Genomic DNA, 17,862 nt, shown 5'->3' on the forward strand with positions numbered 1-17,862 from the left:
CAACCTTTCCAAGTCAGTCTTCCATGAACGATAGGGCCAGCCCCTGAATATCGTCCGCGATTTGATCCAAATCCGAATATCCCGCGACGCTGCGCGCGCCGATGTGATCTTGCACCAGCGCCAGGCAGTTTGCCCGTTCGCGCCCCCGGCTTTCTTCGGTGGGGTAGATGAAATCGATCTGTTTGCGCAGCAGCACGGGCGAGTATTGATCGACCAGCCCTTCGATCAGATTGGCATATTCAACCACATCTGCCTTGGCTTTCTCTTCGATTTCCCTGAGCTTCGCCGCAGCCTCTTGTCGGGCGATCTCGATTTCTTTCAGCAGTTCCTGATCCCCGGCGGCGCGCGCCTCGCGTTCGATGGCATCAAGCTCGGGCTGGATTGTCAGCATTGAGATCAGAGCGTTCAGATAGCGGCGCAGAGCTTGACCGCAGACGAGAACGCCCGAGGTGAGGATCAGTCTGACCGATTGATCCCGTTGCGCGTTGCGCTCAACTCGTCCCCGATTCAGGGTGTCCTTGATCACCGCCAGTTGCGTCTTGGTTCGATCCGACAGGGATTCTGCTGAAATCTCATCCAGCAGTTCCATCGCCTCTAGTTCGCTTGCTGCCGAAGCCAGCGCTTCATCCGGGCGCGCCAGTTGGTCCAGCCCGTCCTTCAGCGCCTGATCCTGATCCGCCGAGGTGATGGCCAGGCCCTGCAGCACCAACCGGGTGCCGGTGAACCGATCCGCCGAGGCGGTATTGGACAGTATGTCAAAGGGCGGAACCTCGAACCGGGTCGAGGATGTGATGTCTGCCAAAGGCGTTCGGGCATCGCCACCGCGTTTCACGAACCCCCCTGCCTGACCATGCAATCGCCCGTGACGGACCAGAGCAAACGGATCCCCCACGATCTCGGCCGCGTTGCCCAGCATGTCGTGCAGACCCAACGGGTTGGGCTTCAGAGAACCAACCACCTGCAATTTCCCCCCCGCAGAAGCAGTGCCGCCATGGGCAATGTATTCGTCCTGTGGCGTACCCTCTGGCACCGGTGGCATTGGGGCACGGAACAACGCTTGGTCCACCGTCAGACCACCACGGGCAGAATACTCCCATTCCTCCTCGGTCGGCAGGCGCAGATAGGCCCGCGTATCGCCGACGCGGGGCAGGCTGTCGGGTGCATTCTCCATCAGCCACAGGGTGTAGGCCTCTGCAAAGCGCTGATAGTCCAGCTTGGTATTCCCAACCGCCGGAACAAAGCCCCGGCGACGCGGTTCCTTGTCGGGGCAGCCAACCATGACCACATCCCACTGCGCCTGCGCCAGCTCATACTTGGCCATGTAGAAATAGCCCTTGGCCGCACCTTCGGGGTCGGCAAACGCGCCCGAGACAAAGGCCCGGCGCAGGCCGTTCAGATAGGGCTGATCGCTGCCCTCCTGCCCCAGCACGACCGAGACATCGCCGATTACGCCATCGGTGTTGGGCGTTGCCACCTTGCGGAAGGTCATCGCCCCGCCGCAAGGCATGGGCAGGGACAGGTCGCCGTCGGCAGGCTGCGGATTATAGTACTTCTCGCGCCAACTGATGTCTTGTGCCTGCGCGGTCGCAGATAAGGCCAGAAGACCAATCAACGGAGCCAGGGCAAGGCGGGTCAGTTTAGGCATGGGTCAAGACCTCCTGAGGTTCGACATTGCGCACGGCAAATACGGCCCAGATCGCTGCGGTTGCCGCCGTCACGGCGCCCAGAACCAATGTTGCAAACACATCGCCCGCATAAAGGCGCGCGACGGATTCGCCGGGGGCGGTTTCGAACGTGGCGTTGATGGCCAACAGGAAGGGCAGGATGATGATCAGCGTCGCGATCACGCCACCCAGTACCAACGCAAGACTTTGGACCACCGGGATTACACAACGCTGCCGGTCGGGCATAGTCAGCATGGAGAACAGACTGAAAATGACCCGCTGACGTTCGACCATTCCGCGCAGATTGGCAGACATTGCCGCCCAGAAGCCAAACATGGCCAGTGCTGCGATGGCGGTGAACAGTATGTTCAGATTGCGCCGGAAGGACAGCAGCAGGGCTGCGTTCTCAGCCCGAGGGCGCGATTGCAGCCCCTGTTCGGCCAGATGGGCAGACAAGGTTCCGATATCTTCAAGCGAACGCGCATAGAGGCGGAAACTGGCATAGGTTTCGGGCTCAGCAACCGGATCGGTCCAGTTTGCGGGGGTCGAGGTCAGATCGTCGCGGAACCGCTCGACCGCCAGAAGATCGGGTAGCGACAGGAAGATGGCTGGGCGGGGCCAGATCTCGGGCGGCAGCACGCCGATGACCTGCAGATCGCGGCGGGCGTTTTCGCGTTGGCCATCTACCTCGCGCCCGATGATCATATCAACTGTATCTCCGGCCGAGACCGAAAGATCCTGCGCCAGTTTGTCCGAGACCCACACGCGACCCGGCGCAACGGGTTCGCCGTCGATCAGCGGATCGCCCGCGGCTGAGGGGATCAGGGGCACCGCGCGCTCCAGTTTGCGCTGAGCCTCATGCCGGACCGCGTTGGCGGATGTGTTGATCGAGCGGGTGGCGGGCACGATGAACCCCACATCCTGTCGCGCGCCCAGGGCGGCGAAGAAGGCAGCATCATGCTGCTCGGCCCCGATGGCCAGGATTTCGCGGTTCGACGGGTCCTCGATCAACCGGCCCACCATGGTGCCGATAATCCCGTTCTTCAGCGCCAGAATGATCAGCAGAGGGCCGAGAACGCCCGCCAGCGCGGCGACAAAACACAATGCCGACTGCCAGTCATGGCGCAATTCGCGCAGGGCCAACATGGCTGGTATCCGAACCATCACGCCACCCTCGCCGCCGCGCGGCCCGCTGTTGAGAAGATCGAATAGGATTGCCCCCGATGATCCAGAAGGCGGTGATCGGCACGGGGGGTGTCCGCAAACTCACCGGTTTGCGCCTGATGGCTGGCCAGCACGACGGCTGACCCAGCTTCGGCAGCAAGATGTACGATCAACCCTTCGACTTCGGCCACATTGGCGGGGTCGAGCGCCGAGACTGGTTCGTCCAGCAACAGCAACGCGGGCTGCCCCAGCAGAGCTCGCGCGACCGAGGCACGTTGACGTTGGCCTACCGACAGTTGACCCGGTTTGCGCGTCGTCAGGTCCCGCAACCCCATGGCGCGGATCAGGTGATCCTGCCATTCTGCATCCGGTACCTGCCCGGCGACACGAACGGGCAGTTCAATATTCTCCTGCAAACTCAGATACGGCACCAGCGTATTGGTTTGCAGCACAAAGCCCAGCTTGTCCGGCCCGGCAAATTCAGCCCTCGGGGTTTCAGGCGTGACCGTCACCCCATCGATCACATGCAGCATATCCGGCAGGTCCGTCAGCGGTAGCGCCCCGGCAATCAGCCCAAGCGCTGTGCTTTTGCCCGCCCCGCTGACCGCGTCCAGAACGATGGTCTCACCTGCGCTCAACTCAAGCTCTTCAATCACCACGAAGAAACCGGGCGCACGTTCGATTCCAAGGTTGCGGATCGACAGGACCGTATCAGGGGCGTCTGAGGACAAGCGCAACCCCCCCAAGTTCGACCTTCGATTTGGTGTTGATCTGAACCGGCTCATTCGGTTTCAGACGGCGGCCATCAACCTTGGTGCCATTGGACGAGCCAAGATCGGTCAGCATCATCTTGCGCCCCTGCAACGACAGGCTGGCATGGCGGCGGCTGAGATTGCGATCGGTGATGGTCAGCGTGTTTTCGCTGGCGCGGCCAATCGTGACACCCGACTGTAGCTGGGCGGCGCTGAACCGTTCGGATTTTCCATCCATGCTGACGGCCAGAATGGCCCGGCCCGAAGATTTGGCCGACCCACCCCCGCGCGCGGATTTTGGTCCGCCATCAGCTTTGCTTTGCGAAACTACGAAATAGATACCGCCGATCACGGCTGCACTCGCGCCAGCCAACACGGCCAAGATGATCAGCAGGCTGTTGTCTTTCGCACCACCGCCTACAAAGTCCGGGTTGTCTGGATCACATTCCTGCTGGTGCGCGTTAAAGGGAATGCCCGCATCCCGCAAAAAGCCGGATATTGGGTTCGCTGACGAGGCCCAGAATGTGTTGTTCGTTGGCGTGCGACCATCCGAGTTCCAGACCGAGATGACGGTGTTAATACCCAGTACCGATCCGCAATAGTCGATCAATGGTCCGCCCGAATTGCCGGGATTGACCGATGCGGTGTGCTGCACAATTTCGAGGGTCCGCCCCGTTTCATTGAATGATCCCGGAGCAACCTTACTGATCGCACCCTGGGTTAATGTCGTTTCAAAAAAAGGCAACATATCCCGCCCGGCATTGATCTGGTCCGAGGAACCGGGATAGCCGATGGCAGCCACCTGTTCACCCTTCAGTGCCTTGCCTTCGCGCAAAGACAAAAATCCGGGCCTATGTCCGCTGGATTCCTGCGGGACAATGCGCAGTACGGCCAAATCCAGTTCGCGTGAGGCATGTAGAACCTTCGCATCATACAGAAAAACTCGGTCATCCTGTTTGAACCCGACCTGTATGTTCAGGCCACCGTTAATCACATGATGGTTGGTGATGTAGTAGTAACCGCCACCTTCGGGTAGTTCTGACAGGACGAATCCTGATCCAGTTGCTTGCCCGCCGCTGACGTCCACGACCGCTCGTCCAACCGCCTTGTCCGTTTCCGCAACGATGTCCGGCGCGATTTGCGCAGTGGCAGCGCAGGCTATACCGATCAGCCAGGTAGCCGTAAGACAAAGGGAACGAGTTAAAGTTACAATCTTCACATCAGTATTCCATATGCAATGACGGCCCCTGCCACGATCAGGATCAATAGCAACACTAGTATCGAAGCCTTGCGGCCTCCGGTTTTTTTCTTTGGGCGCGGCCTCGGACGGCTAACAGGTTTCGCACGGGACTCTCGTTCTGGCCGGTCAGGACCGGGCACTGCACCGTGTAGATCAATGCCCACGAGCCGCGCATGGTCACGCGCTGTGCGGATGCGATCACGCGGCAGCAACTTGCAGCCAAGATCGATAGCATTCAGCAAGGCATCATCATATTTTTCCTGAACGCGATTGCGTTTCAGGTTGTGGCGTACGGGGACGTAGGGGTCACGACCTGTCGCCCGCTTTTCCTTCCAACGTTCTTCGGCGTTGGGCGGAAGGCTCTGCGAGACCATTTCATACAGGATGACCGACAGGGCAAACAAATCGCTCCAAGGGCCTTCCTGAACGCTGCCGGTCAATCCGGTCTTATCCGCCGGAAACTGCTCAATCGCCGCGTATTTGCGCGTGAACATTGACGCCAGACCACTGGATTTACCCATTAGGCGAGCAGCGCCAAAATCGATCAGAATGGGCTGCCCGTCTTTGCGGATCATGACATTTGCCGGTTTCATATCGCGGTGAACCACACCGACATCATGCACGGCATCCAGGGCATTCAGCATCGAGTGCAGGAAAGTGGTGACCAGATCGGGCGGCACCGATCCGCGGGCATCAATCATGCGCGCCATCATCCGATCCAGCGGATCGCCCTGGATGTATTCCATCACGCAATAGGCCGTGCCGTGTTTGCGGAATGCAGCCCGCACGCGCATCAGGCCCTGTTGCTGTGGCAGATCACGCAGCAGATTGGCTTCTTGCAGAAACGCCTCCAACCCCATGTGAAACAGCTGCCGCCCCTCGGACGTTGGTGAAACAGCGTTGTTGGGGCCTCGGTCCGCATAGTCAGCGGGGAAATACTCCTTGATCGCAAAACGCTCGCCGGTCTCGCGATTGCGCGAACGATAGGTGATGCCAAAACCCCCCTGCCCCAATACGTCTCCAAGAACGTATCCGGCGAAGGCTTCTCCTTTTGGCAAATGCACCGACACGGTCAGAACTACCTTCCTTCGCCACTAGGATTTTCTGGTGAAACATCATCCTCTTCCGGAGGTTGCGCAGGCGTTGCCGGGTCCACCGGTGCGGTGCCTTCCGGCGCTTCCGATGCTGGCGGTTCCGCAGGTCCCGGTGCCACCTCGTCCGGCGTGGGGGTCTCCGTCTCGGTCTCTTCGTTTTCGGGGGCCTCTGGTTCTGGTTCAGTCAGCGGTTCCCCATCGGTGTTGGGGTCAGGTACAATTGGATCATCATCGACCGTGCTGTCGCCAATGCTGCGTTCCTCTTGCGAGGGTGGGGTCGTGGCAGGTTCAGGCTCTGGCGTGACTTCGACTGGATCAGGCCGCAGCAGCCATGCGCCAGCCGCCGCAACAAGGGCCAAAGCCCCCAGACCAATCGCTGCATATTTAAGCGTATTCCCATTGCCGCCGGTGTTGTGAAACGCCCATTGGCTGCCACGCAGCATGCTGCTCATGCCGTCCTGGACATGCGCGTAGACGACGACGGTTGTGTTATCTTGTTTCGGCTTTCCTTTCGCCTCGACCGCGTTCAACAGATCCGAGGCAACACCGCGCATATCACGGCTTTTGCCGCCTTGCAGGATATCCCGGATTTCTGAATGCGACAGGGTATCCAACCCATCCGAGCAGGACAGAACCACATCACCCGGTTTCAGGCTGATGGCGTTGACATCGGTCAGAGAAATCCGATCCCCCATCAGCGCTGAACGCAAGGCATTGCGACGCGGGTGGCTGTCCGCTTCTTCCTGCGTGATCTTGCCCGCAGCAACCATCTGCAACAATTCACCGTAAAGCGAGTGATCTGCGTTCAGCTTTTTCAGGCGCCCGTCGCGCAACAGAAATAGGCTGCTGTCACCAACCGAAACCCAAACCAGTCGATCGCCCAGCTTGAGCGCTGCGATCAGAGTGCATCCCATGCCCTTCAAATCGGGCTGGCTGGCAATGCGCTGGCGCAAAGCATCATTTGCCGCCGTCAGCGACTCCTGCAACCGATCCCGCGGGCGCGGCGCCTCCGAGCCCCCGATGAAATGCTTCTTGAACGCCGACAGGGCCAAGTTGGATGCAACCTCGCCCCCTGCATGGCCGCCCATCCCATCGGCCACCAGCATCAGAATGTCGGATTTCGGGTCTCGTTCGTTCTGATAGACGAGATCGAACGCATCTTCCTGATTTTCGCGTTGGCCCAGGCTTTGTTTGCCGCTGATGATTGTCATCGGGATCAGTCGTCAGAGCTTTCGGCCAGCTCCGACCAGTCAAAATCCTCGTTACAGAAAGCGACAAAGCGCACATGCGTCTGTTTCGACAGCTCGATCAGTGCGTAGTTCTCCAAGGGCATGGTCGTTGCAACGATCTGACCATTGATCCGGCTGATATTGCGGCCCGTGCCGGGGGCGGCAAAGAATACGCGGTTGGCATCGTCAAAGATCACCCGCAAATGATCCTTGCCCGAGATCATCTTGTCACCAAAATCAAGCGAAACACGCTCACCGCTGTCGCGGCCCAATGTATTCATCCCCGAACCCAGATTGACAGACTGACCCAATCCTGGCCCTTTGACCACAACCAACCAGCCGGTAATCGGGTCGACCATCGGATCAAATTCGGCCTTGTCCGAAAAATTCTTGGACATACCACCATGGTAAATCTGTGTCTTTTCGTCTTCGACATATTCAGTCGGCGCTTCACTGAAGGATGATCCGCTTGGCATGGCATGCGTCGCCTCGTCATCCGAGGGCGAGATGCTTTCGGTGAACCCGTCATCTGCGCCAAAATCCAGATCGTCGTTCAGCTCTTCGTCGTCCTTGTCGAACAGCCAGCTTGTCTTGTTGTCGTTGCCCATGTCTTCACCTTTCCTGTGTGTATGGTCCCGGATTATGCCCGGACCAGTTTCAGGCGAACGGACCCAAGGCCCACTGTGTCACCCACATTTACTCTCTGCGCGCCTTTGATCTTGCGCTCATTGATCAGCGTTCCGTTCAGACTGTCCAGATCGCTGATGGTAAACCGTCCGTCTGGCGAACCGCTGAGTTCCGCATGCACGCGCGACACACCGCCATCGGGGATCACGACCCCGTTTGTGCTGCTACGTCCAATGGTCGAGCGGCCTGCTGGCACCGGGAAACGATGCCCGTTGTCCACCCGAACCAGAAAGGCAATCGGGGGAGGGGCGGTTGCCACCGTACGTGTCTCATCTTGCGGTGGTGGCATACCTGTTGCGTCGCCATCGTCGAAATCGCCAGCCTCCAGATCATCCTCGGGCTCACCCCCCGAACCACGCCGCGCCAGTAGCACCGCCAGCAGCAGAAGCAGCAGCAACAGAACGCCACCCGCGATGTAGACATAAAGCGCCGGGAAACCGAAAATCTCGTCCTCCGGTTCTGGCGCAGGCTCTGGTTCCGGTTCCGGCGTCGGGTCAACCACGGGCTGGAACTCGGCGGAATAGCTCTTGGTTTGGGTTTGTCCTGGTTGGCCGACAACCGGTTCGATCATTTCGATGGTAATGCGAGCGGGTGCTGGATCTCCGACCGGCACAATCAGGCCCGAGCCTTTGACCGAATTGCCATAGGATCGGATGAAATCCGATACCACGGCATTGGCGTCAGACTGATTTTGCAAAAAGACCTCTTCCATAAGGCCATTTTGCGGATCGGTCAGGCGTTTCAGCACATCAATGCCGCGTGTGGTGCGCGCATTGCCCTGTGCCCGCCAGAACATGCCAAGGGCTGAGACCGATACGCCTTCGCGCTCGGCGGCCTCGGTGATTTCTTCGACCGTGGCCAGACCTTCCTCATCTCCGTCGGTGATCAGGATCAGGTTTTTCAGCAGCACGTCATCTTGCTGGCTTAGCAATTCGATGGCGCGGGTGGCGTTGGCGACCAGACGGGTGTTCTGTTCCTTGATCTCAAGCCCCTCAACCACGTCTTCGGCCTGGGCCCGACTGGTGGAGAAGGGCGACAATTCAACAATGTCATTGCCGAACCCATAAATCGCCACCTTCTCATCCGTCGGTAGGTTGGTCACGACGCGCGAAATCAGCTCACGCTCGCGGTTCCAGCTGCGCACACGCGCGCTGCGCTCACCGACGGACAGGTCAATCAGAACCATTGTCGCCGAAAGGGTCAGGTTGCCTGGGACGTCATCCAGAGATTTGACGAACTCGAAATCGGCCTGCGCGTCACCAAGCGAGCGAAAGCTCATATCGCCACGCTGATTGCCGGACGGAACGCGAACGAGGCAGCTGTCCTCGGGTGCGGGATCAGCGGGCGCACAATCCAAGATTGCTAGCCCGGTGGCTGGCGCGCGGGTTTTCCCCTCTTGCGCGTGGGCTGCGCCCGAAATGACCAAAGCAGCGGCAAGCGCCACCAATCTGCGTGAAAATCCGTAGGTCACGATCCCAAGACCCCCCTCAGGCAAGACGTCCCGGTCGTCGCATGTGCCGACAAGCGCCGACCTGACGTGATTAGAATTATATGGACAGCGCGCGATACGCCGACTTGATCCGGCTCAGTTCCGACGAGATGGCGGCGGAACTTGCACCGCTGTTAACGTCACGCTCGACCGCGTTCAGCTGATTGTCCAGCGCCTGAACCTGCTGCAGTTTCACAGGGTCCGAGGCCGAGGCAGCGCGCGCCTTCGCACCCTGAGCCTTTACATCAGCAATCTGCCTGCGCAGCGAGTCGATTTCGGCTTTGTTGGCATTGCTTTGCGCCGCCAATTGCGCATTGCGCTGCTCGGCCGCTTTGTTCTGCGCAATAATAGCGTCAGCCTGCGCTTTGTTATTGGCGATCTGGCGGTCGTATTCACCGGAATTCAGGTTAGCAATATTGTCAAACAAAGTTGCCGTTGTTGGATCTGTTGAACCAGTACATCCCGCAACAGCGGTAACGGCGACAAGGGCGAAAGGTCTTGAAAAACGAAGAAGATCTGAAGTCATTTTCTCACTCTTACCAATTGAAAACCCGCGCCCAAGGTTAGGCGCGGGCTATTGAAACTTATAGCAGGTTGATGGATGCCCGCGTCCGTGCCAGCCGGTTCTTGTTGCTGACCGCCGCATTTGTGGCGCCGCCCAAGCCGGGTTGGCCTTTGCTTGACGCCGTCTTCAGCTCCGAGATGGTGCTGTCCATGTTCTTTTCGCTGCGCTTCAACTCGTTCGACACAACCTGACGGTTGGATTTGATCGCGTTGACGCGCTGATTGTAAGCCGACTGAGACAGTTGACCGCCGTCCAGTTGACGGCGCAGCGATTTCAGTTCTGCATTTTGCGAGGCCAATACCGAACGCAGGTTTGCTTCGACCGAGCTCAGCTGTTTGCTGACATTCGACAGGTTTGCCAGAACCTGCTTGCTGTTGACGATTTCAACATTCTTAGCAGCGGCCTGACGGCCGACCTGGTTGCCGCCGACACCACCGATCAGGCCACCTGCGGCGGCACCAGCCGCACAATCCCCGGCGTCGCCGCCTAGCAATAGGCCGAGACCACAACCGACAACCGCGCCAGCCAGCGCACCCTGAACCGTATTGTTAACAATGATGTCCTTGGACACCTGATCCAGGCTTTTAACCTGCTTTTCCAGCTGTTTTTCCTGTTGGGTTTTTCCAGCTACTGAAGATGATGAAGCAGATTGGAACGCCTCATCGGTACAAGCTGTCAGTAGAAGGGAAATAGCAGCAAAAAATGACACCGCAACTGTACGCATCTCGTTACTCCGTAAAACAATTTTTCTTCTTAGTTGATTAAGAACTCACATATTTTTTATTTTCAATCAACGATTCGCAAATGACCTGCAAAGATAGAATACTGATTCGATTGGCATTCGACCAAATACTTTTGAACATTCGATCATAGGATGAGTTTTAAGATGAGATTACCCTTTGGTTTACGGGACAAGATGGTTCTGGCGAATGAGGTTTTTGCATTTGCCGGAAATATTGGCGCCGGTATTGGCGCGTTATTAGCTATTCTGGGCATTAGTTCTAATTTCGCGAACAATACCTCCAGGCTGGTCTTTAATGTTGAGGTGGCAACACTTTCGCTGCCCGTTCGGATGATTTTGGTGATTCTCATCGCCGCAGCATTGGGCTGGGGTTTAGGGGCATTGGTGACTTGGCTCAGCCGTTCCCGGAATGAGGCGTTGAGCTTTGCTGTCTATGTTGTTGCCATCCTGTGGGGTGGATTGATTGTGGGTGCTGCCGACTGGTTGGCGGTTGCCATGAACCGACAAATCCTGTCTGAGACCTTGCTGTTCACTATTGTCGGGATGGGCCTTGCCTTGTGGGTCGCCGGGTTTCATTTCCGCAACTCCAACGCAGCCGGGAAACATGCGCTGCGGCTTCATTGTGATGCGCTCATGCTGTGCTCAATCGGAGCAGCGCTGTTCATGATTCTGACAATGCTGGGGGCACGGTGATGGCGATCGGGGGCCCTTTGGACGACAAAAACGCCGCCCGCCTGCTCAGCGCAGCTGCGCTGTTCGATTTCATGTTTCTGGCATTTGTTTGCGCCACTATCGAACCCGTGTTGCGGCAAGAGCTTGGCCTGCTGCGTGCGGGCCCCGCTCTTTCGGCAGGGCTGTATCTGGCGATGGTCCTCATCTACTGGTTGATATGTGAAGGCGTGCTGAGCGGCGCAACCCTTGGTCGCTTTGTCCTGCGCCTGACGATGCGTGACAAAAGCGGCAAGCCGGTTTCACCCGTGCGGCGATCCACACGCGCCATGAAAAAGATCATGACGCTGGGAATGACGGGTCTGAACCCAAACACTGCCGCACGATATGACAGGGCTGCCGAAATTCGCTGGTTCAGCCCGATGGCGCCGCGGCCGGTGCCTCTGTGGCGGTTAGTTGTGCAATCCGGACCGGATCGTGGAAAGAGCCTGGTGTTCAATCAGGTCAAGGGCCTCAAATCCTTGCGGCAGATTAAGATCGGGCGCGATCCCGGCTGGGCCGATCTGGCATTGACACGCAGCAAGGGCGCGTCGGGCAAACACTGCATCTTGCAGATTGCCAAAGGCAACCAGCTTCAGATTCGGGACATGGGGTCTTCGAACGGAACCTGGGTGCGTGGGCGGCAAATTGCACCGGATAAACCAGTGCGGCTTGGCCCTGTCAGTCAGTTCCGTGTTGGGGATGTCTGGATCGCGGTCATTCGTTGAATGACAAAGCCGAGACATGGCGCCACACCTGCTACTCTTGCAACTCGCGCGCTTTTCGTATACCGCCGCATACAAATTGAATGGCGAGGTAGAATTCACACCTCGCGCTCTCGCCCCAATCGTCGGAAAACGCCATGAGCCTCTATACAGATTACCTGAGTGAAATCGAAACCCGCAAAGAGCAGGGCCTTAGCCCCAAGCCCATTGATGATGGTGCTTTGGTGAAAGAGATCATCGATCAGATCCGCGACCCTCAGAACGAATATCGCGCCGATTCACTGAACTATTTCATCTACAACACGCTGCCTGGCACAACCAGTGCCGCCGGTGAAAAGGCCTGCTTTCTGAAGGAGATCATTCTTGGCGATGCGGATGTCGAAGAGATAACGCAGGAATTTGCGTTTGAGTTGCTGTCGCATATGAAAGGCGGCCCCTCGGTCGAGGTGCTGCTGGATCTGGCCTTGGGCGAAGATACAAAGATTGCTGGAGAAGCGGCTGAAGTTCTTAAGACGCAAGTGTTCCTTTATGACGCTGATACCGACCGTCTGAAGGCCGCCTTCGAGGCCGGCAATCCGATCGCGAAAGACATTCTTGAAAGCTACGCCAAAGCTGAATTTTTTACCAAGCTTCCCGAGATCGATGAGGAGATTGAGGTCGTCACCTATGTTGCCGCCGAAGGCGATATCTCGACCGATTTGCTGTCGCCCGGCAATCAGGCGCATTCGCGTGCTGATCGGGAACTGCATGGCAAATGCCTGATCTCGGAGGCGGCTCAGCAGGACATCGAGGCGCTGAAGCTACAACACCCCGGCAAGCGGGTGATGTTGATTGCGGAAAAAGGCACTATGGGTGTGGGTTCGTCCCGTATGTCGGGTGTGAACAACGTGGCGCTGTGGACCGGCAAGCAGGCCAGCCCCTACGTGCCCTTCGTCAACATCGCTCCGGTCGTGGCTGGCACCAATGGCATCTCGCCGATCTTCCTAACCACCGTGGGCGTGACTGGCGGCATTGGCCTTGACCTGAAGAACTGGGTCAAAAAGGTCGACGAAGACGGCAACGCGATCCTGAACAATGACGGCAATCCGATCCTTGAAGAGAAATACTCGGTTGCCACGGGTACGGTGCTGAAGATCAATACCAAAACCCACAAGCTGCTTAGCGAGGATGGCGAAGAACTGGTCGATGTACCGGCATCCTTCACGCCGCAGAAGGTCGAATTCATGAAGGCCGGTGGCTCTTATGCGATTGTCTTTGGCAAAAAGCTGCAGACCATCGCGGCCGAGACACTGGGCGTCGAAGCCCCCCTTGTTTTTGCGCCGTCCAAAGAGATCAGCCATGACGGTCAGGGCCTGACCGCTGTTGAGAAGATCTTTAACAAAAACGCTCTGGGCACCACGCCGGGTAAGACGCTGCATGCCGGGTCTGATGTGCGCGTCAGGGTCAACATTGTTGGCTCACAAGACACCACCGGTTTGATGACCATGCAGGAACTCGAAGCGATGGCTGCGACAGTGGTCTCACCCAGCGTGGATGGGGCGTACCAGTCGGGCTGTCACACGGCTTCGGTGTGGGACGCAAAAGCACAGGCCAACACCCCGCGCCTGATGAAGTTCATGAACGATTTCGGCCTTGTAACGGGTCGGGACCCGAAAGGCGTCTATCATGCGATGACCGACGTGATCCACAAGGTGCTGAATGACATCACCGTCGATGACTGGTCTGTCATCATCGGGGGCGACAGCCACACCCGCATGTCCAAAGGCGTCGCCTTCGGGGCAGACTCGGGCACTGTGGCACTGGCGCTGGCAACCGGTGAAGCCTCAATGCCGATCCCGGAATCGGCCAAGGTGACCTTCAAGGGCCGCATGGCCGATCACATGGACTTCCGCGACGTGGTCCACGCAACCCAGGCGCAGATGCTGGACCAGCATGGCGACAACGTCTTCCAGGGCCGCGTGATCGAGGTGCATATCGGCACACTGCTGGCGGATCAGGCCTTCACCTTCACCGACTGGACCGCCGAGATGAAGGCCAAGGCCTCGGTTTGTATCTCAAATGACGAGACCCTGATCGGTTCGCTGGAACTGGCTAAGTCGCGTATCCAGATCATGATCGATAAGGGCATGGAGCATGAAAACGGCATGCTGCAAAAGCTGATCGATATCGCCGATGCGCGCATTGCCGAAATCAAGTCGGGTGAAAAACCGTCGCTGCGCCCTGATGACAACGCGAAGTACTTTGCTGAAGTTGTTGTCGATCTGGATCAAATCGTCGAGCCGATGATCGCCGATCCGGATGTCAACAACGCCGATGTCTCCAAGCGCTACACGCACGATACGATCCGCCCGATCTCGTACTACAATGCCGAAAAGCATGTGGATCTGGGCTTTGTCGGGTCGTGCATGGTGCATAAGGGCGACATGAAGATCGTCGCTCAAATGCTGCGTAACCTCGAAAAGGACACAGGCAAGGTTGAGTTTAACGCGCCACTGGTTGTGGCTGCACCAACTTATAACATCATTGATGAATTGAAGGCCGAGGGAGATTGGGAAATCCTTCAACGCTATTCTGGTTTCGAGTTCGACGACCTGTTCCCCAAAACGCAAGCCCGCACAGAATACGAGAACATCCTGTACCTTGAGCGTCCGGGCTGTAACCTCTGCATGGGCAATCAGGAGAAAGCGGCCAAAGGCGATACGGTTCTGGCCACCTCGACCCGTCTGTTCCAGGGCCGTGTTGTCGCCGATGCACCGGACAAGAAAGGTGAAAGCCTGCTGGCCTCAACCCCGGTTGTGGTGCTGTCGGCCATTCTGGGGCGCACGCCAACCATTGAGGAATACAAGACTGCCGTCGAAGGCATAGATCTGACCAAATTCGCGCCGCCGGTAAAGGCACCTGCGACGACCAATTCCGCTCATTTCTAGAGATGTGATCTGAGTGCAGAAAAGCCCGGCCCATCGGTCGGGCTTTTTTCATGCGCTCAGGCCGCGATGTCTTTCAACACCGTCAACAACTGGGCCACTTCCTGCTCGGTATTGTAGTGGCACAGCGAGATGCGAATGCAGTCCGACAGGTCCAGCGGCGTCAGTACATTGCCCGAATAATGATCCGCTTTGCGCACATGGGTGCGAATGCCCTGCTGGTTGAGGGTTTCGACCACCTGCTCGGATGGGATGCCGTCCACCACAACTGACACAAGCCCTTCCCGCGCGGTGTTGTCTGCTCCTGCCAGAATGCGGATATGATCCATATCCCGCAGCCCCGGCAGGTTGCCAACCCCGTTGATCATCGCGCTGGTCAGGTGGGTCTCATAGGCATGGATGGCGCGACCCGCCGCCTCGATCCGTTTCCGCGGTTCTGCCTCGTCCGAGACTTCTCCGCCCAGCCAGACGAAATAGTCGATCACGTCAGACATGGTGGCGTAAGAACCGGCATCACGGGTGCCGAACTCCCACCCCGTCGCGGGCGCGTCGATCAGCATGTCATGGGGCAGCGCGCTCAGCTTGTCGGAAATCCACGCGATGCCATAGCCGTGGCGCGAAAACACTTTGTAAGGTGAGATCGCATAGCCATCGACATTATACGCATCCAGATCCAACTGCCCGTGCGCCGCGTGCTGGATACCGTCAACGATGATCAGACAGTCGGGTGAAACGGCCCGGACCGCGGCTGAGATTGCGGCCACGTCCATGCCCATACCCGTCACGGGCGAGGCATGCAGGATTGTCGCCACCGCCACATCCGGGGTCATCAGAGCGGCATAGTCTTCAGCGGTGACTAGCCCGCTTGCATCGTCATGCTGGACGTTCACGTAATCTAGCCCAGCGATCCCGGCCCAGCGGCGCGCGGCGCTGCGGGTAGCGGGGTGTTCAATCGAGGACCCGATCACTTTGGCCCCTTTAGGCGCAACCAGACAAGCTGTGCGGATCAGCCGGAACAGCAACTCGGTCCCGCTTTCACCGGCAAAGAACTGACCTGAGCTGGTATTCATGAAAACGCCCAGATCGGCCTTGGCCTTGTTGATCACGTTCTGGGTGCCCTGCCCTGCCGGATTGATCCGCCCCGGATTGTCCGGGATCGCTGCATAGAAAGCCGAGGTCTCGGCCACTTTTTTCAATGTCAGCGCACCACCTGCGTTTTCGAAGAAGATACGCTCTCCCTGAAACGGGCAGCTCTCGACATGGGCGAAACGGTCGCGGATGGCCGCGATCAGATCGGGATTGTCTTTGATCATTTGGGGTTCCTGTCGCTGCTCATCTGTGGGCCCATAAAGAACTAGCACACCGGACCTGTTTCAGTGGTTTATTCCACGACATTTTGCGCGGGGAAAGGGCCGCAAACAGTCTTGGATCAACTTAGCAATGGTGCTGATCGACCATAGAGCGCAATTCTGAACCTGCATCTCTCGAAATCAACAGAAGATCGCCTTATGTGAACCGTAGCAGTCGCAAACCCAGCTAGGGGCGATTCCTTGGCCCTATTCAATGAGTAGTCTTGATGAGCAAGAAAGTCCCTTCGCCCTGTATCGACGTCTGCAAATTCCGGCGCGAGGGTCATTGCATCGGCTGCTCGATGACGAAACCTCAGAAGAAGCTGTTCAAGTCAATCAAGCGTCCAGATCAGCAAGAGGCATTTGTGCAGATGCTTATCTGCCAGCAGGAAAAAATGGGCCGGTACACCCATTGGGGACCGGCCTATCTGAAAAAGCTAAGAAAGAAGAAGGCCAAGATCAATATTCCCCTGGCCAAATAACTTAGCGCAGCATGGCGCGCAGGAACCACGCAAATTTCTCGTGTGTCTGACCACGACCGATGCACAGATCCTCGGTTAAGGTGTCACCGTGCTCGGCCGCCAGTTCGCCTGCACCGGCCAGAGTAGCCGCAAGTGTTTCCTGAGCGTCCAGCATGAGCTTGATCATCTCTTTATCGGTGGCGTGGCCGTCATGTTCTTCAACTTTCGAGCGCTTGAGCATCCCCGCCAGCGTTCCTTCTGCATGGGCATCCAACGCCTTTACGCGTTCTGCCAGATCATCTTGTGCAACAAAGTGATCTTCGTAGATTTTCTGGAACAGTTCATGCATCGGGCTAAAGGCCATGCCGGTTACATTCCAATGAAAATTCTGCGCCAACATGGTTGTTACGGCTGTTTCAGCAACTGACTGGTTCAACGCATCTGCGATGGCGGTGCGGGCGTCGGTGGTCAGATCAACGGCTGTTTGTGTCATGGAAGTCACCTTTTTTCCTGGGGTTCGAAATGTTTTTGTCGATCAAGAACAGGGATCTTACCCCTATCTAAAGGATCAGGCAGAGATTCCAAGACTTATTTAGAACTATTCTAAAAAAGTTAGAACTGGTCCGAGACAGCCCGAACCAAAAAAGCCAAATTTCGTTGCCGCCAACGGGAAACGCGGGACTGGATCAGAAACTGGAAACTATCATCATCCTCGCGCTCGATGGCATCAAACAACCGCGCTAGCCAGGCCTCATCAAAGGATAGTTCGGACGAACCCGGGCGATGAAAGATGGGGCGTTTTTCAACCGCCTGACGGAAGCCGCGCATCAAAGTCTCCGCATGCCGCATCTGCGAGTCTGCAGGATCAGCCAACAGCAAGGCACAGGCCTGATCCAGATCGACCCGCGCAGCAGAACGGCAGCGCAGCGCAACCATTCGCAAGTGGTTGATGATCGCCAAGGGCCGATCCGCCATGTGCGGGGTTGGCGCAAGGCGCTGTTCTTCAACCGCCTTATAAACGACTGCGTGCATAGTTGGCTGAAACCTGTTCGTCTGCGTGATTGGGTTG

The 17,862-nt window shown here is 57.6% G+C and carries 17 protein-coding genes; 4 read left to right on the forward strand and 13 right to left on the reverse strand.

The genetic code is table 11. From position 1 onward, the window contains the following. Nucleotides 1-13: 13 nt before the first annotated feature. The 10 genes from ACR0EL_RS06820 to ACR0EL_RS06865 form a co-directional block, all read right to left on the reverse strand. Nucleotides 14-1,645, reverse strand: a complete 1,632-nt coding sequence (locus tag ACR0EL_RS06820; RefSeq protein ID WP_480499019.1) for a formylglycine-generating enzyme family protein — start codon at nucleotides 1,643-1,645, stop codon at nucleotides 14-16. Further along, complete coding sequence (locus ACR0EL_RS06825; protein WP_480499020.1) at nucleotides 1,638-2,828, reverse strand: ABC transporter permease family protein; 1,191 nt, start codon at nucleotides 2,826-2,828, stop codon at nucleotides 1,638-1,640. The genes ACR0EL_RS06820 and ACR0EL_RS06825 overlap by 8 nt, the downstream gene beginning before the upstream one ends. Further along, nucleotides 2,828-3,559, reverse strand: a complete 732-nt coding sequence (locus ACR0EL_RS06830) for an ATP-binding cassette domain-containing protein (RefSeq protein ID WP_480499021.1) — start codon at nucleotides 3,557-3,559, stop codon at nucleotides 2,828-2,830. The genes ACR0EL_RS06825 and ACR0EL_RS06830 overlap by 1 nt, the downstream gene beginning before the upstream one ends. Then, nucleotides 3,540-4,667: a trypsin-like peptidase domain-containing protein gene (locus tag ACR0EL_RS06835; RefSeq protein WP_480499022.1), complete on the reverse strand. Its 1,128-nt coding sequence runs from the start codon at nucleotides 4,665-4,667 to the stop codon at nucleotides 3,540-3,542. The genes ACR0EL_RS06830 and ACR0EL_RS06835 overlap by 20 nt, the downstream gene beginning before the upstream one ends. A gap of 128 nt (nucleotides 4,668-4,795) precedes the next feature. Further along, nucleotides 4,796-5,884: a serine/threonine protein kinase gene (locus tag ACR0EL_RS06840; protein WP_480499023.1), complete on the reverse strand. Its 1,089-nt coding sequence runs from the start codon at nucleotides 5,882-5,884 to the stop codon at nucleotides 4,796-4,798. A 14-nt stretch (nucleotides 5,885-5,898) separates the two neighbouring features. Beyond that, the gene (locus tag ACR0EL_RS06845) at nucleotides 5,899-7,125 is read right to left on the reverse strand and encodes a PP2C family protein-serine/threonine phosphatase (RefSeq protein WP_480499024.1); all 1,227 of its coding nucleotides are present in this window, start codon (nucleotides 7,123-7,125) and stop codon (nucleotides 5,899-5,901) included. A 5-nt stretch (nucleotides 7,126-7,130) separates the two neighbouring features. Next, nucleotides 7,131-7,751: an FHA domain-containing protein gene (locus tag ACR0EL_RS06850; protein WP_480499025.1), complete on the reverse strand. Its 621-nt coding sequence runs from the start codon at nucleotides 7,749-7,751 to the stop codon at nucleotides 7,131-7,133. Nucleotides 7,752-7,783: 32 nt separating this feature from the next. Then, entirely contained in the window at nucleotides 7,784-9,301 is a 1,518-nt protein-coding gene (locus tag ACR0EL_RS06855) for an FHA domain-containing protein (protein WP_480499026.1), read from the reverse strand. A 76-nt stretch (nucleotides 9,302-9,377) separates the two neighbouring features. Next, a complete protein-coding gene (locus ACR0EL_RS06860) occupies nucleotides 9,378-9,845 on the reverse strand; it encodes a hypothetical protein (protein ID WP_353010189.1) in 468 nt (155 codons plus the stop codon). A gap of 58 nt (nucleotides 9,846-9,903) precedes the next feature. Beyond that, on the reverse strand, nucleotides 9,904-10,608 hold the full coding sequence (locus ACR0EL_RS06865; RefSeq protein ID WP_353010186.1) for a hypothetical protein: 705 nt from the start codon (nucleotides 10,606-10,608) through the stop codon (nucleotides 9,904-9,906). A gap of 162 nt (nucleotides 10,609-10,770) precedes the next feature. Here ACR0EL_RS06865 and ACR0EL_RS06870 point away from each other — a divergent pair, with 162 nt between their 5' ends. The 3 genes from ACR0EL_RS06870 (at nucleotide 10,771) to ACR0EL_RS06880 (ending at nucleotide 14,986) form a co-directional block, all read left to right on the forward strand. Then, nucleotides 10,771-11,319, forward strand: a complete 549-nt coding sequence (locus ACR0EL_RS06870) for a hypothetical protein (RefSeq protein ID WP_480499027.1) — start codon at nucleotides 10,771-10,773, stop codon at nucleotides 11,317-11,319. Beyond that, entirely contained in the window at nucleotides 11,319-12,062 is a 744-nt protein-coding gene (locus tag ACR0EL_RS06875; RefSeq protein WP_353010181.1) for an FHA domain-containing protein, read from the forward strand. Before ACR0EL_RS06870 ends, ACR0EL_RS06875 begins: the two co-directional genes overlap by 1 nt. Nucleotides 12,063-12,196: 134 nt before the next feature. Further along, nucleotides 12,197-14,986, forward strand: a complete 2,790-nt coding sequence (locus ACR0EL_RS06880) for a bifunctional aconitate hydratase 2/2-methylisocitrate dehydratase (RefSeq protein ID WP_480499028.1) — start codon at nucleotides 12,197-12,199, stop codon at nucleotides 14,984-14,986. 56 nt (nucleotides 14,987-15,042) lie between these two features. Here the strand turns inward: ACR0EL_RS06880 and ACR0EL_RS06885 are convergent, their stop codons facing one another. Further along, nucleotides 15,043-16,296 carry an aminotransferase class V-fold PLP-dependent enzyme gene (locus ACR0EL_RS06885; RefSeq protein ID WP_480499029.1) on the reverse strand — a complete coding sequence of 418 codons (1,254 nt, stop codon included), beginning with the start codon at nucleotides 16,294-16,296 and terminating at the stop codon, nucleotides 15,043-15,045. A gap of 263 nt (nucleotides 16,297-16,559) precedes the next feature. Between ACR0EL_RS06885 and ACR0EL_RS06890 the strand changes: the two genes are divergently transcribed. Beyond that, entirely contained in the window at nucleotides 16,560-16,814 is a 255-nt protein-coding gene (locus tag ACR0EL_RS06890; RefSeq protein ID WP_480499030.1) for a DUF1289 domain-containing protein, read from the forward strand. Nucleotide 16,815: 1 nt separating this feature from the next. On the opposite strand, the gene ACR0EL_RS06895 is transcribed toward ACR0EL_RS06890, so the two are convergent. Both ACR0EL_RS06895 and ACR0EL_RS06900 read right to left on the reverse strand, forming a co-directional pair. Further along, nucleotides 16,816-17,286 (reverse strand): Dps family protein, encoded by a 471-nt coding sequence (locus tag ACR0EL_RS06895; RefSeq protein ID WP_480499031.1) that lies wholly within the window; start codon nucleotides 17,284-17,286, stop codon nucleotides 16,816-16,818. Nucleotides 17,287-17,405: 119 nt separating this feature from the next. Next, entirely contained in the window at nucleotides 17,406-17,825 is a 420-nt protein-coding gene (locus ACR0EL_RS06900) for a hypothetical protein (RefSeq protein ID WP_480499032.1), read from the reverse strand. Between the last annotated feature and the right edge of the window lie 37 nt (nucleotides 17,826-17,862).

It is taken from the genome of Ruegeria sp. AH12 (assembly GCF_056541465.1).

Excerpts from the sequence above, each read along its gene's own strand:
- ACR0EL_RS06820 (WP_480499019.1), bottom strand. The coding sequence starts at position 1,645 with ATGCCTAAACTGACCCGCCTTGCCCTGGCTCCGTTGATTGGTCTTCTG.
- ACR0EL_RS06825 (WP_480499020.1), bottom strand. The coding sequence starts at position 2,828 with ATGGTTCGGATACCAGCCATGTTGGCCCTGCGCGAATTGCGCCATGAC.
- ACR0EL_RS06845 (WP_480499024.1), bottom strand. The coding sequence starts at position 7,125 with ATGACAATCATCAGCGGCAAACAAAGCCTGGGCCAACGCGAAAATCAG.
- ACR0EL_RS06850 (WP_480499025.1), bottom strand. The coding sequence starts at position 7,751 with ATGGGCAACGACAACAAGACAAGCTGGCTGTTCGACAAGGACGACGAA.
- ACR0EL_RS06860 (WP_353010189.1), bottom strand. The coding sequence starts at position 9,845 with ATGACTTCAGATCTTCTTCGTTTTTCAAGACCTTTCGCCCTTGTCGCC.
- ACR0EL_RS06865 (WP_353010186.1), bottom strand. The coding sequence starts at position 10,608 with ATGCGTACAGTTGCGGTGTCATTTTTTGCTGCTATTTCCCTTCTACTG.
- ACR0EL_RS06870 (WP_480499027.1), top strand. The coding sequence starts at position 10,771 with ATGAGATTACCCTTTGGTTTACGGGACAAGATGGTTCTGGCGAATGAG.
- ACR0EL_RS06875 (WP_353010181.1), top strand. The coding sequence starts at position 11,319 with ATGGCGATCGGGGGCCCTTTGGACGACAAAAACGCCGCCCGCCTGCTC.
- ACR0EL_RS06880 (WP_480499028.1), top strand. The coding sequence starts at position 12,197 with ATGAGCCTCTATACAGATTACCTGAGTGAAATCGAAACCCGCAAAGAG.
- ACR0EL_RS06885 (WP_480499029.1), bottom strand. The coding sequence starts at position 16,296 with ATGATCAAAGACAATCCCGATCTGATCGCGGCCATCCGCGACCGTTTC.
- ACR0EL_RS06890 (WP_480499030.1), top strand. The coding sequence starts at position 16,560 with ATGAGCAAGAAAGTCCCTTCGCCCTGTATCGACGTCTGCAAATTCCGG.
- ACR0EL_RS06895 (WP_480499031.1), bottom strand. The coding sequence starts at position 17,286 with ATGACACAAACAGCCGTTGATCTGACCACCGACGCCCGCACCGCCATC.
- ACR0EL_RS06900 (WP_480499032.1), bottom strand. The coding sequence starts at position 17,825 with ATGCACGCAGTCGTTTATAAGGCGGTTGAAGAACAGCGCCTTGCGCCA.